This is a genomic window from Candidatus Villigracilis vicinus (assembly GCF_016702885.1).
In the GTDB taxonomy this organism is placed as follows: Bacteria; Chloroflexota; Anaerolineae; order Anaerolineales; family Villigracilaceae; genus Villigracilis; species Villigracilis vicinus.
The window spans coordinates 167,586-182,792 of sequence record NZ_JADJDD010000030.1; the positions used below are offsets into that span (position 1 = coordinate 167,586).

The window sequence follows — 15,207 nt, forward strand, 5'->3', positions numbered from 1 at the left end:
CGGAGGCAAATTATGTATATCTTTCAAGTCCATCACTATATCAAACCGGAAGGCATCGAAGCCTATAAAGCCGTCACACTGGAAAATGCACAAAAGACACGGCTTGAGCCAGGGTGTATTGCGTTTTGAATTTTTCCAAGACGCAGCAGATCCGGCGCACTTCAGTCTATTCGAGGTCTATGCCGATATGGCGGCGCGTGATGCGCACCTGCAAACCGAACACTTCCTGAAATGGAAAGACGTCTACCTTGCCACGCAGGAGCGCAAAGGCGATGGGCATGAATTTTTAGCGTTGTATCCGGAAGAAGGGGATTGGAAGAAGGGTTAACTAACGCGCCAGTTCAACCACTAGCGTATCAAGAGCCAGGTCCAGTGTGATCTGGCTCGTTTTGACTCGTTCATCAATGTTCAACAAACGGTGATAGATCGCCTCGAGAGCATCCATGGAAAAACGTCCGGCTTGTCCGGTGGTCTTTTCGGCAACATACGGATGGATCGCCAGCGCGCGCGCCACATCGTCTTTATTGCCGCGCGCATCAAGGATCTTCACGCGCTTGAAGCAGCAAACGAAATTGACGCACGACCATCCCCCACAATGAAAATGGGTCTTCATTCTCTAACAAACGATGCAATAACTTTTGCGCTGTTTTAGCATTGCCCTGCGACAAAGCATCGACGAAGTCGAACACGCTTTGCTGGGAGGTGACGATGCAAACCGCCTCCACATCGGACCCGCGCACGGGTCGCTCCCAGTTAACATACGCCAGCAACTTTGAGATTTCCATGCCCGCCTGACGGGTGTCCACGCCGGACATCTCCGCGAGACGCGCCGCTGCCGCAGGTTCGATCTGCCCGCCTTGATTCTTGGCTTCGTTGATGATCCACCCGGGCATATCACGTTGTTGCGGCAGGAAGAAGGCTTGCATGCGAGCATGCGGTTTATTCTTCTCGCCCCATTTGACGAGCCAATGCTTTTCGGCATCTTTGGCTTTTTCAACCGTGTCATACAAAACAACTTTTGCCGTATCAGGCGCTTTCTCTAAAAATTCCAAAAACTTTTTGCGGGCATCGGGCTTGGTAAATTTACCAGAAGGATACGCGATATAAACCAATCTCTTCGGTGCGAGGAACGGCATGGCATTGACCGCATTGTTCAAGTCATTCTCGGTCATGGAGCGCGCTTCGAGACGGGTCGTGTTCATGTCCGCCGTGGTGGGGTCGGTGAACTCAGACTCGAAATCTTTGAGCTTGCGCGTGATGGCAAATTCGTCGTTGCCGTAGAGTAAAAAAATAGTTGGCATATTTTTGACCACAAAAGGTCACAAAGGTATACGAAGGAAAACCTTTGTGAAACTTTGTGTATCTTTGTGGTTAATCATTTTGTGATGACGCGATGCACACCCTTGCGGACAGGCACAATATCTATGATCTGCATCGAGCCCAGATTCGCTTCGGTGGTGACGTATTTCTGAAGCCACGGTCCGAGCGGTTTGCTGAGTTGATAACCAGCCAGCGCGAACAACAAAGCAAGCGGAATGAGTAAGAGACGCCACAGTGTAGACTTGGTTCCCCGCAGCGGCATCCAGGCAAAGGAACCGGCAAGAAGCGCGGTGGTCGCCATGTTGGTTCCGCAGCCCGGGTGGACAGCGAGTCCGCTTTCGCCGGAGTTGAGTCGCGTGTGAGCTTCCGTTGCAGATTCCCAGATCTGCTGCGTGGTCAGATCGCCAAGTAGAAAAAGCCGGTCGGGTTGGAATGTCCCGCCATGCGTTTGCCGGGATGCTTGTGTGACAGCAAATGAATGGTGGCATGCTCAAACGCATGATTGCGCCGTGTTTCGAGAATGAGGGGGAAGATCGAGGATCATAGGATGATTATATGTTATATCTGCATGACGGGAGAATCATAAATCTTTTCGAGTAGTTCAAGGAACTCGGCAGATGGACGTGACTTGAGGATCTCTTTGCGTTCGTCACGGCTGAGGTGATTCATCATCACATATTGCACGGCGTTCTTGCGGAAGAGACGTGAGCCGTCTTCGTCGCCGTAGAATTCCACGCAGCGTGCAAGATGCTTGCGGATGGTGGCTTTGACCACATCCGGCGGGACCTGGTCGCGGTCGAGGCGCGAGAATATCCACGGGTTGGGAATGGCTCCGCGCCCGATCATGACTGCATCAACGTTGGCGTGCGCTTTCATACGATCAATATCGGCGACGGTTTTCACATCACCGCTGCCAATGACGGGAATCTTCACCAGCGATTTCACTTCCGCGATAGCATCCCAATCGGCATTGCCTGCATAGCGTTGTTCTTTCGTGCGTCCATGCACAGCGACAAGTGAACCACCCTCTTCTTCGATGATGCGGGCAATGAGTTTATAGTTTTTCTTTTTATCCCAACCGAGGCGAATCTTGCCCGTAACCGGCACGCGTAAATGCTTTACCAGTTTACGGAACGTCCGCGCAATACGCAGCGGTGACGGCATCATGCCTACCCCCGCACCACGGTCCGCGATGGTTTTGGCAGGGCAACCCATATTGAGGTCGATCACATCAGGATTGTTCTCTTGAATCTTCAATGCGGCTTGCAAGATAAGTTCGGGGTCTTCGCCATAAATTTGAAAGGTGATGGGACGTTCCGGCTCGTTGAAGTACATCCGTTTGGCAGGCTGCTTGGACTTACTGAGGATCTTCTCCACCTTGATAAATTCGGTGTAGCTCATAGCAGAGCCAAGTTCGCGGCATAGCGAGCGGAAGGGCCAGTCAGAATACCCGTCCATGGGCGCGAGGATGGCGTCGCCATAGATGGGCAGATCACGGATGAAGAAGTTAGGTGTCTTGCTTTCGTTCATAGGTATGGAAAGTATAACAAACTATTTTCCCCGTTTATTTAGGTGACAGTCACTTTGGAAGTGACTGTCACCTATTTTACTTATGCAGCTTGCTTCTTCCACAACTCCAAAAAGTGCTTACGGAACTTGCCAACCTTCGGCGCGACCACCGCCTGACAATAAGGCTGGGATTGATTGCGCACGAAATATTCCTGATGGTATTCCTCAGCGATATAGAAATCTTTGAGCGGCTCCACTTCAGTGACGATGCGGCTGCCCCAAACCTTTTGCGCTTCCAACTCGTGGATGGTCTGCTCAGCAACTTCCTTTTGCTCGGGCGTGTGATAGTAAATGCCCGAGCGATACTGCGTACCCACATCCGCGCCCTGACGATTCAATGTGGTCGGGTCGTGGATAACAAAGAAAATATTCAACAGATCGCGAAGTGTAATGACAGACGGGTCGAACTTGATCTGCACTACTTCGGCATGCCCCGTATCACCATTGCAAACCGCACGATAACTGGGGTTGGTAACGTGCCCATTGGCATAGCCCGAATCCACAGACAGCACGCCTTTGACTTCATCATAAACGGCTTCCAAGCACCAGAAACAGCCCCCCGCCAGCGTGATAGTCTCAACATTTGTGCTCATCATAAATTCTCCTCTTTACTTGTTCTTCTGAATATTGCTTTTGAATAAGGCGAGATACTCACCATAGCCTTCTTTTTCCAATTCCTCCACTGGAATAAAACGCAGTGAGGCAGAATTTATACAATAGCGCAATCCGGTCGGCGCAGGTCCATCGTCAAAGACATGCCCCAAATGTGAATCGCCATGTTTGGAGCGCACTTCTGTTCTCACCATAAAGAATTTCGTGTCGGTATGCTCAGTGACATTTTCCGAGGTAAGTGGCTGTGTAAAGCTGGGCCAGCCGCAGCCAGAGTCGAATTTTTCAAGCGAGCTAAACAGCGGCTCTCCAGAAACAATGTCCACATAAATGCCGTCTTGTTTATGATCCCAAAATTCATTTTTGAATGGCGGCTCGGTCCCGGCATGTTGTGTAATTTCATATTGTGCCGGGGTAAGTTGTTGGCGCAATTCTTCTTCGGACAGTTTGCGATACGTTTTCATTTCAGACTCCTTCACTGGTTGGCTTCAACATTTATTTGACAACACGTATGCTAAAAATTACCTTAAGAAAGCATGATAGTTAAATCAAAAGCCCGCCTCGCAGCGGACTTTTGACTGATTTTACACTTCAAACTTTTATCTCGTCCCAGATACGGTCACCAAACCGCTGGTGACCTTTAGGCTTACCAATGAAAGTCCCGGCGCCTGTTCGCTGATCGCATCGCTCAGGGATTGGTTCAGCCAGGCTTCCATTTGAGTAACGAACATCCCCGGCACCACCTGTTGGCCGATCTGCATTGACTCGATCTTGAAGTAAGGATGCTTGTTAACGTCGATGGACAATTCCCCAACGACCAATGCAGAAGTGACGCTCTCACTTCCATTAACCATGCCCCAGATCTGCACCTTCCCATCGCGCAGGTAGACCTGAATTTCGTTCAAGGGCAGGTCGGGGCTATTCTTCATTTCCATGGCGATCCATGAAGTAAGCTGTTGCTCTGTAATGGTAACCGTGGTCATTGTGCCCGGCTGCGGCAGGCTCTCTTCAAGAATAGACTTGGCTTCCAGCCCAGCCAGATCAGAGGTGATGATCTTATCGCCGGGTCGTTCAGGGGCGCCTTCCATGCCGGTCTTGGTGTTTTCCACGGCGAAACCCAGAAGAGCGTCCACCAGAGGTGCATACTGTGGGTACAACTCACTCACTTCGGCACGGGTCTGCGGCGCTACATCAACTGTCAGCGAAGAAACACCTGCTGCGGTGGGTGTGGTGATCGCAAGTACTCTGGCGATCTGGGAATTCGGATTATTGCGCGCGATCACAAAGGTGGTCGTACCGAACATCAAAATGGCAACCACTGCTACCAGTGCACCGCGTATCACATTGCGATATGGGTTTGGCTTGGGTGGCTGCATTTTTTTGATCTGTTTTGGAAGCGGCAGGGTGGGGTTTATGGAAGCCCGCACACGTACAAGCGCCAGTTTGGCTTCTTCATTCTTGGGGTTGAGTTTAAGCGCACGCTCGTAACATTCAACCTTGCGTTCTTTTTCCTCCACCACGCGCGCAAGGAGTAACCAGGCGGCTTCGTCATCGGGAAAGGCGGTGAGAAGATCGGTCAGATACTTCTTCGCCAACTCGCGGTTTCCGCGCTGGAAGGTGTAATCGGCTTGTTTGAAAAGTTCTTGTTTATTCATATTGAACGTAGGGGCGACTCGCGAGTCGCCCCTACTCGCGAGTCGCCCCTACAGTTTTATTTACAGACTCGGCTCAGCAACCGGCTCGGTGTTCTTCTCGAGCGCGATCTCGCCGTCTTCGTCCACTTTCACGGTGACGTTGTCACCGTCGACGAATTCGCCGGAGAGCAGTTTGTCGGATAGCGGATCTTCAACTCTTTGCTGAATGACGCGGCGTAAAGGACGTGCGCCAAACTCGGAGTCGTAGCCTTGGTCTGCGAGCAAGTCTAAAGCATCGTTTTGAGCAACCAGGTTCAGGTCGTGGTCTTTGAGGCGTTCGGAGACTTTATCCAACTCAAGGCGGACGATCTTGCCAATATCCTCTTTGTTGAGTGCGCGGAAGATGACCACTGCATCCACGCGGTTGATGAACTCAGGGCGGAAGGCGCGCTTGAGCGATTCGCTCAACTTCTTGCGCATGTCTTCGTAGGAGAGTTTCTCTTCGGTGACTTCATCGCGTTTGAGCGCAAAGCCGAGATTCGACTGACGCTTGATCACGTCCGCCCCGATGTTGGAGGTCATGACGATGATGGCGTTGCGGAAGTCAACCTTGTGTCCCTTCGCATCGCTGAGCTGACCTTCTTCCATGATCTGCAGCAACATGTTGTGGACTTCAGGATGTGCCTTTTCGATCTCATCGAAAACGACGATGGAGTACGGGCGGCGGCGCAGCGCTTCGGTCAGTTGACCGGCATCTTCGTAGCCGACGTATCCGGGAGGGGCACCGACCAAACGGGAAGCGGTGTGGCGTTCCATGAACTCAGACATATCGAGTTGAACAGCCGCATCTTCGCTGCCGAACATGAACTTGGCGAGGGCTTTGGTTAATTCAGTTTTACCAACGCCGGTGGGTCCGAGGAACATAAAGGAACCGATCGGGCGTTTGGGATTCTTCAAACCAGCGCGGGCGCGGCGCACAGCACGCGAGATCGCGATGATGGCATCTTCCTGCCCAATGATGGCTTTGCGGAGTTCATCTTCCATTTTGAGCAGACGTTGTGATTCAGCTTCAGTGAGCTGCATCAACGGAACGCCCGTCCACATGGAGACGACCTCGGCGATATCTTCCGCAGTCACAACTGGGCTATTGGCACGGTCCCAACCGGTGCGCAGGCGTTCGATCTGCGCCGAGAGATCAGTCTCGCGTTCTTCCCATTCGCGCACATCTTCGGTATTGCCTTCTTCATTGGCAAGCGAACGGTTCTGACGAGCCTGGCGTAACTGGCTAAACAGGTCTTTGGCTTGTTTCGCGGCAGGGCTTTTGTACATGCGCACGCGCGAAGAGGATTCATCGATCAGGTCGATGGCTTTGTCGGGCAGGAAGCGCTCGGTCACATAGCGAGTAGAAAGATGCGCAGCGGCTTTGAGCGCATCATCGGAGATCACAAGGTGATGGTGTTCTTCATAGGCATTGCGAATGCCTTTGAGGATTTCGATGGTCTCTTCTTCAGAAGGTTCATCCACCTGCACCGGTTGGAAGCGGCGCTCAAGCGCGGCATCTGATTCGATGTGCTTGCGATACTCGTCCAACGTGGTCGCGCCGATGACTTGTAACTCGCCGCGGGATAAAGCCGGCTTGAGGATGTTTGCCGCATCGACGGAAGAGCCTGCGGCTCCTGCCCCGACCAGCATGTGGACTTCATCGATGAACAGGATCGCACCCGATTGCTTCAACTCATCGATGATGCGTTTGAGGCGTTCTTCGAATTGACCACGATACATGGTGCCCGCCACGAGTGAGCCTACATCCAATTGGAGCAGGCGCTTGTTCATGAGCGGAGCAGGCACATCGCCGTCAATGATGCGTTGGGCGAGTCCTTCCACAATGGCGGTCTTGCCCACGCCGGGTTCACCGATCAGGGCGGGGTTGTTCTTCGTACGGCGCGCCAAGATTTGAATGACGCGTTCAATTTCCATCTGGCGACCGATGACCGGGTCGAGTTTCTTTTCCTCGGCTTTGGAGGTCAGGTCGGTGGCAAGTTGATCGACGAGAGGGGTCTTGGGATTGTTGGCTCCAGCGGCACTTTTGCCCGGCTGAGGTCCGGCAGGCGCGGCGGGAGATGATGAAGCAGATTCATTCAATACACGACGGGTCTGACGGCGGATCTGGTCGGGAGTCACGCCGAGTCGACGCAGGGCTTCGAGGGCGGTCGAATCCACGCGCACCAACCCAAGCAAAATGTGCTCGGTGCCGATGTAGTGGTGACCAAGACGGCGCGCCTCTTCCACAGCAAATTCGAGGACTTGCTGGGTTTCGGGAGCCAGTTCGATGCGGTTCGGGTCAAATTCCGGTGAGCTGTTCGAGATGCGCTGAATGACCTCACGCACCCGTTCGGATGACATGCCCAATTCACGCAGCACACGCCCAGCCACCCCGCCTTCTTCGTCCATTAATCCGAGGAGAAGGTGCTCGGTACCAATACTGTTTTGACGGGCGCGCTCGGCCTCTTGATGGGCGAGGCTGAGTACACGCCTTGCTCGCTGTGTAAAACGTTCCATGCCAGCCATAATTTTTCTCCTAAGTTACGTGTGAGAATTCTACCAAAAAGCCCTAATCCCCGCGTAGGAAAAAGGTTAGAGTTTTCTTACTGGAAGTGTGTAAAGCGGGATTTATTACGAAAAAAGCAGCCTTTCTGAGGACAACTATACGAATGTATAGGTATTTGGCATGCGATCACCTGCTCCAAACCGTTTGGATAAATAAAGAAAAGGACGCTCTGCATGGAGCGTCCTTTTCTTTAGCCTGTATTCCTCAGACCGGCAGCAATCCCATTGATCGTCAGCGCCATGATCTCACGCAATGGCTTGGACTCTTCACATTCAGGGTCAGGCAGGGAACGTAAGCGGCGCAGAGTTTCGACCTGGATGTAATTCAACGGATCCACATACGGGTTGCGGAGTTGAACGGCTTGTTGAGTGGTTGGTTCCAGCTGCAGCAGGGATGTGTGCCGGCTGATGCTCAAAACAGATTCGCGTGTACGTTCATATTCTGCCCGAATGGAATTAAAGATGCCATCTGCAAGTTTTTTATCGGGCACAAGGCTGACGTACAAGGCAGAGATATCCATATCCGCTTTGAGCAGGGAGATCTCAGAGTTATTCAACAAGGTGCGGAAGAAGAGCCAGCTGTCGTACATCTCCTGAAGAAGCGGCAGGTCATCCACAGCGGCGAGCCCCGCGCCAAGGCTGTACCAACTTGGCAGGTTGAAGCGGCTCTGCATCCATGAGAAAACCCACGGGATGGCGCGGATCTGATTCACAGCTCCCGCTTTGGCACGCGAAGCTGGGCGCGATCCAATTTGCAGCCTTTTAATTTCATCCAATGGTGTGGCAGATTCCCAAAATTCAATGAAGCCTGGTGTTTCATACACAAGTGTGCGATAAGCACGAAACCCCGCATGGGATATCGTTTCCATGCTGTCCCGCCACTGTTGTGGGACGGGGGCTGATTTGTGCGGCGCAGAAGCAAGGATGACCGCACTAGCGATCTGCTCAAGGTGGCGATGCGCCAACCCTGGGTTGGCATAACGTGAAGCTATGATCTCGCCCTGTTCAGTGACTCGAAATTTCCCGTTAATACTGCCCGCTGGCTGGGCACGGATGGCGTTATTAGCGGGCCCGCCGCCGCGGGCAATGGTACCGCCGCGCCCGTGAAAGATGGTCAACTTGATGTTGTATTTCGCAGCAACTCGAGTGATCTCTTCCTGAGCCTGATACAAAGACCAGTTCGCCATCACGTAGCCGCCGTCTTTGTTACTGTCGGAATAGCCGATCATCACCATTTGTTCGTTATTCCGAGAACTCAAATGGTCCCGGTAATATTCCGAAGTGAAGAGCTGCTCCAGAATGGCTGGCGCGTCTTTCAGATCCTGGATGACTTCAAAAAGTGGGGTAATGGATGGCAAGGTCTTGCATCCGCCCCACTTGGCAAGCAGAAGCACGGTCAGTACATCGGCGGCGGCATGGGTCATCGAAATAACAATGGGACCCAACAAATCACTCCCATAGATCTCATTCGTACGTCCGATCAACTTGAAAAGCGACCAAGTCTCGGCAGAGGCAGCGGTGGCACCAAGGCTTGGGGCGAGGTCCGGGATCGGGTCATGCAGGAGGCGTCCTAGTAATTCGGTGCGGGCATCATCTGGCATCGACTCAAAGTTGGATTCAATGTTCAGCGCCCGCAAGACTTCGCTCAGGGCGGCATTAAAACGGCTCGAGTCTTCACGGATATCCAGCCGTGCGGCATGCAAGCCAAATATTTCCACTTTATAGATGACGGTCTGCAATTGGTCTTTCACCAGGCTTTGCGGCAGCGCAGCGGCGATCAAATTTAAAGGCTCGATCAAGTGATCAACATTCAGCAAGGCGCGATGTTCATGGGTACCAAGCAAATGCAATGTCATTTCATCTTTGGAGGCTTCGCCAAGATCGTATGCCAACAAAGCCAGTACAAGACGATACGGTTCTGCAGAATATCGCTTTTCGATGTAATCAACGTGTTTGGGGAAGGGGCGGCGTTTTTCGATCCATGCCAGCAGTTCGGGCGGCGGGGCAATGCGGTTGGAACTGACGCTTAATTGCCGACCCAGATCTTGAAAATCGCGGCGCAGGTTTTCCACGGCAAGACCACGATGCAGGCGCAGGGTCTCAGCTGTGATATCCGATTTGACGAAGGGATTTCCATCCCTATCACCGCCGATCCATGAAGCGAGTTTGAGCCAACGGCGCGGCGCTTTCACATCGGGATAATGGATTGCGAGCGCGCGTTCCAGATCGCGATATAAGACAGGCAGGGTATTCCAAAAGAACGAATCAACAAAATACATCCCCGTACGTACTTCATCAGGGACGGTCAGTTTTTCGGCACGGGCACGGTCTGTCAGCCAGAGGGATGAGATCGTAGCCTGCAGGGTATTGACCGCATTTTTCTCTTCAAATGGATAAAGACCGGTTCCATCGAGCAGGCGGAGAAGGGTTGCGATGTGTTCCGTCTTTGAGAGGATGGTACGCCTGCGGGCTTCGGTGGGGTGCGCAGTTAAAACCAGTTCGATGAACAAGTTGTCCATCAAGGCGGTGACTTCACTAGAAGTGACGCCGCGTTCTTTAAGAATGGCAAGCGCCTCACCTATGGACTCATCTACCGGGTCTGGAAAGGCAGCATGTTCACTCTGGCGCAGCAACTGCACACGGTGATTCTCTTCAGCCAGGTTGACAAGGTCGAAATAGGCAGCGAAGGCAGCGGCAACCACACGCGCATCTTCGTTTCCCAAAGTGGAAACATATTGCTGGAGCCGTTCAGCCGCCTCTTTACTTCCACTTCGGCGCGCCTTGGCTGATTTACGAATGCGCTCTTCGGTCTCAAAAAGTTCCGGCGACTCAAGTTCCGAAATGACCTTACCCAGTAGATCGCCCAACAGGTGAATGTTATTTGAAATTTCCATGATGAAGGATTGTAAAACATTGTCCGCGATTGGAACAATACTTCAAATGGGTACTTGGCTTAAAACAACCCACGCCTGGCGAAAGGTTCTACTTCTCACCTCGAAATTGGGTTTCATACAACTGGCTGTACATTCCGCCAGTGGTTAATAATTCATCGTGCGTACCGCGCTCAACGATCTTTCCTTTATCCATCACCAGGATCATATCCGCCGCAAGAATGGTGGAAAGGCGGTGGGCAATGACGATGCTTGTGCGCCCTGCCATGACGCGTTTCAACGCATCCTGGATCAACGCTTCAGATTCACTGTCCAGTGAGCTGGTGGCTTCGTCGAGAACGAGTATGCGCGGATCTTTGAGAATGACGCGCGCCAGAGCGATGCGTTGTTTTTCGCCGCCGCTGAGTCTGTATCCGCGTTCACCGACTATGGTGTCGTAGCCGTCGGATAAGTCCATAATGAAGTTGTGGATGTTGGCAGCTTTGGCAGCAGACTCGATCTCTTCTTGAGTGGCATCAGGCTTGGCATAGGTCAGATTGGTGCGGATGGTATCGTGGAAGAGATAAGTTTCCTGAGTGACCATGCCGATGGAAGCAGAAAGCGACTCAAGCGTGACATCCCTGAGGTCGTGCCCATCAATGCGGATAAAACCATCCGTCGGGTCGTACAGTCGCGGGATGAGATAGGTCACTGTCGTTTTACCGGCGCCGGAAGGACCGACAAGGGCAACTAAATTTCCGGGACGGGCAGTAAAGGAGATTCCCTCAAGGGCGATGTCTCTGGCTTGAGAGGTCGAGTCCGCTTCGGCGGAGTCGGAGGCGGCTCTTTCTACCCGACGCTTGATCATTGAGGCGTCACCATTTCCTCCACTGAGAACGGTTTTGACGTTATCCATACTGCCGTAGCGTTTGACATCTTTCAACAAAATGGACTCGTCCACTTTGTAATTAAAGGTGACGTTGTTGAATTCCAGTTCGCCTTTTACATCGTTCAGCTCAACAGCCTGTTCTTTTTCAACAATGTCCTGCGGCAAGTCCACGATCTCGAAGACACGTTCAAAGGAAACCATGCTGGTGGAAAATTCCACTGGCGCGCCCGCAAGACCTTGCAGTGTGCCGTAGAGTTGACCGAGGTACGAACCGAATGCAACGATAGTGCCTACAGTAAAGACATCGGTGATGACGAAATAACCGCCCAGCCCATACACTAGCGCCGTCCCCACAGCTGTGACCAGCCCGAAGATGACGAAGAACGATGAGCCAATGACTGCCCGCCGAATGCCGATATCACGGACACCTGCCGCACGCTCGCGGAAGCGTTTCTCTTCTTCGCGTGTGCGCCCAAAAAGCTTAACGAGCAATGCGCCGCCGATGTTGAGAGTCTCATTCATGTGTGCATTCATCTGTGCGTTCATGTCCATACCCTGACGGGCAATATCGCGCAAGACCTTGCCAAGCCGCTGGGCGGTGATGATGAAAAGCGGCAGGATGAGCACACTAACCAGGGTTAACCGCCACTCAAGCGAGAACATGACGGCAAACAAGGCAATGGCTTCAACCAGGTTGGTGACGATATTGACGATGGTGTTGCTGATGGCGTTCTGCGCCCCGACCACGTCGCTGTTGAGGCGCGACATGAGTTCACCGGTTTTGGTATTGGTGAAGAATCTCAACGACATGCGCTGCAAGCGTGAGAACAACCCGGAGCGCAAGTCGTAGATCACCCCTTCACCCACCGTGGAGTTGAGCCTTCGTTGAAGGACACTGATGCCGCCGTTAAGTGCGGGGATGAAGAGCAATCCCAGCCCCAGCCAGATGAGGCGCTGGGTATCTTTGGCTGGCAGCACCACATCGATCATGTTGCGAAAAATGAGCGGGGTCAGCAGGGATAAGCCCGTACTGAGCAAAATGGTCACGAGCATGCCAGCAATATGCCACCAGTATGGTTTGGCGTACTTGAGAACGCGCAACAAAAGTTCGCGGGTCACTTTAGGCTTTTCGTCGCCCTGACGCATTGCCATGAACCAGCCGTATCCTTGCATAAAAGTAGTCTCCGATAATTAGTGTAGGGGCGACCCGCCAATGTTTTGGCAAAGGGATGACAAACCATATATCCTTGCATGAAAAAATGACTTGTCACGCCCAGGCGGGTCGCCCCTACGGAATAATCTCACTATAAGACCAAGCGACCAATCAGGCAACTGGACAAAGGGGGAGGTTAATGAAAGTCTGACGCATTGTAAGGTAGGCGCAAAGAGAAATTCCCTGTGAAAGAATACAATACTGAAATCAAAAAAGGAGAGAGTAAAGATGAAATTACAAAAATTTAGAGTCGTAATTCTTTTAGCCGCCACACTTGTTGCTTGCGCTCCTGCAAATGAAGAGTCTTCGCATGCCGACACCTCACCACACTGGACGTATGAAGGCGAGGAAGGTCCCGAACACTGGGGCGACCTTGACCCGGCATACATGGTTTGCGGTGCTGGGAAGAATCAGTCCCCTATTGATGTGGCATCACCTGCTGAGCAGGATCTGGCAAATATCGTTTTCCATTATCAGCCGAGCGAAGTTAATATCTTGAACAACGGACATACTGTTCAGGTCAATTACGATGCCGGAAGTTACATCGAATTAGACAGCATTCGCTATGATGTAGCTCAATTCCATTATCATGCTCCCAGCGAACATGCTGTAGATGGAAAACTTTTCGCCGCCGAACTGCATATCGTCCACAAGAGCGCAGATGGCAATCTGGCTGTGGTTGGCATCCTTCTTGATGAAGGCGCACAGAATGACGCGTATCTGCCGTTTACCGAAAACCTCCCGGCAAAGGAAAGTGAAGCAACAGATGCAGGCGTCACCATCAACGCCGCAGACTTGTTACCCGCCGAGCAGACTAGTTTTCGTTACAGTGGGTCACTGACCACACCGCCCTGCTCCGAAGGGGTCAACTGGCTATTGATGACCACGCCTGTAGAAATTTCGACCGAACAGATCGAGGCGCTGACTTCGCTTTTTGAAGAAGGCAATAACCGCCCCGTCCAACCATTGAATGATCGTCCACTGACTGAAGATAGTACGCCGTAACAAAAACTAAAGTGACAGCCACCTTAACGGTGGCTGTCACTTTTATGGCGGGATATAATTCAACGTAATTTTCATGCCTCGACGATTTCGTGTGACCTTGCTCATTTTGATGTGGATACTGGTTGGCTGCAGTTCTTTTCCCATTCTGGAAACATCCACACCTACCCCGCCGCCAACTGCCACTCAAACTCCACGCCCTACGAAAACGCCCACCCTGCCGCCGACTCCTACACCTGTCTTTGCAACGTACCCATGGAAGCATGTTTGGATCAAGTACACGGTTGAGAGTCCGGCGGAGGTGGCAAGTCAATTCGGGTTGAAGGAAGAGCCGCTGCTCGTCATCTATACGGATGGAGTTATGATCGCGGCGCGAACGGGGGATCCCAAAGTCCGCACACAGGTATTGAATACAAAAGAGGTTTGTTCGTTCATTGCAAGGCTCGATACACTCGGGTTTTACACACTGCAAGACTCACGCTCTACGGAAGAGACAAATCCGTTGTACGATTTCAATTCAAAGTATCAACCCATTGAAGATGGACGCTTCGCCACGCTGACCGTAAATTTAACAAACCCCAAAAGTATCAGTTTCTTTGAACCTTATCGAAAATTCCTGGCACGCCCCATGCGCAAGGTCATGGAATTCGTAGAGACCTACAATCCCGGAAGGCTCAAACCCTACCAGCCCGACCGCTTGATCCTGTTCGTCACACCGGGCAGGGATCTCGCAACAGACAGCAAAGTAAAAGCACGGGCATGGACGCTGGAAACTCCTTCATTAATGGAAATGGCGAACATTCCCCATACCTTCCTTGAAGGTCAGCAAGCCGCGGCGGTTTACGAACTGCTCATGAAATACCAGACCAGCATTTATCTTGAAAAAGAATCTGAGTACACTGTATCTTTTCGTCTGCTTTACCCGCATGAGATCGTAAATGTGGGGTCAGTTACGATCACGACACCCACAGAAGAACGTTTTCCGGTAAACTGCAATCCATAAATCTTATACGAGGAAAAAAACATGCCCACGAAAACCCCTTCCATTATTTCAACCATCCTGACCATCATTCTGCTTATCCTTTTCGGAATAGCCAGTGGGTTCTTTTTACTGGTTGCGCTAAACGGATTTGATTCCCGTTCGGGGGAGCCGGCCTTGATAACATCCCTGGTTTGCAACATCATCGGGATCATCCTTTCCGCCGTATTGTCATGGAAACTGCCGCGCTGGCTGATCGGGAAATTCAACTGGAACAGCATCGTGGCTGTGATCGTTTCCGTGCTGGCAGGTTTTATGGTTGGCAGCGGGCTTTCTGCCATCGCCATGTTCATTAGCGTCCTTGTAGCAGATGCGATCTGGAACGCGCGATAAACCTCACTTGGGTTGCGAAGTGACAGTCATCTTGCAGGTGACTGTCACTTTTTTTAACACCCATTCAATACTTAGTTTGACCAAACAACTAATTCACCTTACAATAATCAAACGCAAAAATA

13 protein-coding genes and 1 pseudogene are annotated in these 15,207 nt (G+C 51.9%); 4 read left to right on the top strand and 10 right to left on the bottom strand.

Annotated features, from left to right (window positions below; all coding sequences use genetic code 11):
- The first annotated feature begins 85 nt into the window (after positions 1–85).
- Positions 86–328, top strand: coding sequence for an antibiotic biosynthesis monooxygenase (locus tag IPG80_RS21660; RefSeq protein WP_345111787.1), 243 nt, complete (start codon positions 86–88; stop codon positions 326–328).
- On the opposite strand, the gene IPG80_RS21665 is transcribed toward IPG80_RS21660, so the two are convergent.
- The 10 genes and pseudogenes from IPG80_RS21665 to IPG80_RS21710 form a co-directional block, all read right to left on the bottom strand.
- Positions 329–550 carry a hypothetical protein gene (locus IPG80_RS21665; RefSeq protein WP_345111789.1) on the bottom strand — a complete coding sequence of 74 codons (222 nt, stop codon included), beginning with the start codon at positions 548–550 and terminating at the stop codon, positions 329–331.
- Positions 537–1,301 carry a DNA polymerase III subunit delta gene (gene holA, locus IPG80_RS21670; protein WP_345111796.1) on the bottom strand — a complete coding sequence of 255 codons (765 nt, stop codon included), beginning with the start codon at positions 1,299–1,301 and terminating at the stop codon, positions 537–539. The genes IPG80_RS21665 and holA overlap by 14 nt, the downstream gene beginning before the upstream one ends.
- Positions 1,302–1,375: 74 nt before the next feature.
- A pseudogene (locus tag IPG80_RS21675) lies at positions 1,376–1,765 on the bottom strand (DUF6391 domain-containing protein); the annotation flags it as partial.
- A 113-nt stretch (positions 1,766–1,878) separates the two neighbouring features.
- Complete coding sequence (locus IPG80_RS21680) at positions 1,879–2,850, bottom strand: tRNA-dihydrouridine synthase family protein (protein WP_345111804.1); 972 nt, start codon at positions 2,848–2,850, stop codon at positions 1,879–1,881.
- Between the two features lie 80 nt (positions 2,851–2,930).
- The gene (gene msrA, locus IPG80_RS21685; RefSeq protein ID WP_345112253.1) at positions 2,931–3,482 is read right to left on the bottom strand and encodes a peptide-methionine (S)-S-oxide reductase MsrA; all 552 of its coding nucleotides are present in this window, start codon (positions 3,480–3,482) and stop codon (positions 2,931–2,933) included.
- Positions 3,483–3,497: 15 nt separating this feature from the next.
- Entirely contained in the window at positions 3,498–3,962 is a 465-nt protein-coding gene (gene msrB, locus IPG80_RS21690) for a peptide-methionine (R)-S-oxide reductase MsrB (RefSeq protein WP_345111810.1), read from the bottom strand.
- A gap of 135 nt (positions 3,963–4,097) precedes the next feature.
- Positions 4,098–5,153 (bottom strand): hypothetical protein, encoded by a 1,056-nt coding sequence (locus tag IPG80_RS21695; protein ID WP_345111812.1) that lies wholly within the window; start codon positions 5,151–5,153, stop codon positions 4,098–4,100.
- A gap of 60 nt (positions 5,154–5,213) precedes the next feature.
- Positions 5,214–7,700 (bottom strand): ATP-dependent Clp protease ATP-binding subunit, encoded by a 2,487-nt coding sequence (locus IPG80_RS21700; RefSeq protein ID WP_345111815.1) that lies wholly within the window; start codon positions 7,698–7,700, stop codon positions 5,214–5,216.
- 230 nt (positions 7,701–7,930) lie between these two features.
- Positions 7,931–10,633 (bottom strand): phosphoenolpyruvate carboxylase, encoded by a 2,703-nt coding sequence (ppc, locus tag IPG80_RS21705; protein WP_345111818.1) that lies wholly within the window; start codon positions 10,631–10,633, stop codon positions 7,931–7,933.
- An 88-nt stretch (positions 10,634–10,721) separates the two neighbouring features.
- Positions 10,722–12,671: an ABC transporter ATP-binding protein gene (locus IPG80_RS21710; protein WP_345111821.1), complete on the bottom strand. Its 1,950-nt coding sequence runs from the start codon at positions 12,669–12,671 to the stop codon at positions 10,722–10,724.
- Between the two features lie 268 nt (positions 12,672–12,939).
- On the opposite strand from IPG80_RS21710, the gene IPG80_RS21715 reads away from it, so the two are divergent.
- The 3 genes from IPG80_RS21715 (at position 12,940) to IPG80_RS21725 (ending at position 15,085) form a co-directional block, all read left to right on the top strand.
- On the top strand, positions 12,940–13,716 hold the full coding sequence (locus IPG80_RS21715; RefSeq protein WP_345111823.1) for a carbonic anhydrase family protein: 777 nt from the start codon (positions 12,940–12,942) through the stop codon (positions 13,714–13,716).
- 73 nt (positions 13,717–13,789) lie between these two features.
- The gene (locus tag IPG80_RS21720; protein WP_345111826.1) at positions 13,790–14,716 is read left to right on the top strand and encodes a hypothetical protein; all 927 of its coding nucleotides are present in this window, start codon (positions 13,790–13,792) and stop codon (positions 14,714–14,716) included.
- Between the two features lie 21 nt (positions 14,717–14,737).
- Entirely contained in the window at positions 14,738–15,085 is a 348-nt protein-coding gene (locus tag IPG80_RS21725; protein WP_345111829.1) for a hypothetical protein, read from the top strand.
- The last annotated feature ends 122 nt before the right edge of the window (positions 15,086–15,207 follow it).

Coding starts and splice junctions, on each gene's coding strand:
- IPG80_RS21660 (WP_345111787.1), top strand. CDS start 86: ATGCACAAAAGACACGGCTTGAGCCAGGGTGTATTGCGTTTTGAATTT.
- IPG80_RS21695 (WP_345111812.1), bottom strand. CDS start 5,153: ATGAATAAACAAGAACTTTTCAAACAAGCCGATTACACCTTCCAGCGC.
- msrA (WP_345112253.1), bottom strand. CDS start 3,482: ATGAGCACAAATGTTGAGACTATCACGCTGGCGGGGGGCTGTTTCTGG.
- IPG80_RS21725 (WP_345111829.1), top strand. CDS start 14,738: ATGCCCACGAAAACCCCTTCCATTATTTCAACCATCCTGACCATCATT.
- IPG80_RS21710 (WP_345111821.1), bottom strand. CDS start 12,671: ATGCAAGGATACGGCTGGTTCATGGCAATGCGTCAGGGCGACGAAAAG.
- IPG80_RS21720 (WP_345111826.1), top strand. CDS start 13,790: ATGCCTCGACGATTTCGTGTGACCTTGCTCATTTTGATGTGGATACTG.
- holA (WP_345111796.1), bottom strand. CDS start 1,301: ATGCCAACTATTTTTTTACTCTACGGCAACGACGAATTTGCCATCACG.
- ppc (WP_345111818.1), bottom strand. CDS start 10,633: ATGGAAATTTCAAATAACATTCACCTGTTGGGCGATCTACTGGGTAAG.
- IPG80_RS21680 (WP_345111804.1), bottom strand. CDS start 2,850: ATGAACGAAAGCAAGACACCTAACTTCTTCATCCGTGATCTGCCCATC.
- IPG80_RS21700 (WP_345111815.1), bottom strand. CDS start 7,700: ATGGCTGGCATGGAACGTTTTACACAGCGAGCAAGGCGTGTACTCAGC.
- IPG80_RS21715 (WP_345111823.1), top strand. CDS start 12,940: ATGAAATTACAAAAATTTAGAGTCGTAATTCTTTTAGCCGCCACACTT.
- msrB (WP_345111810.1), bottom strand. CDS start 3,962: ATGAAAACGTATCGCAAACTGTCCGAAGAAGAATTGCGCCAACAACTT.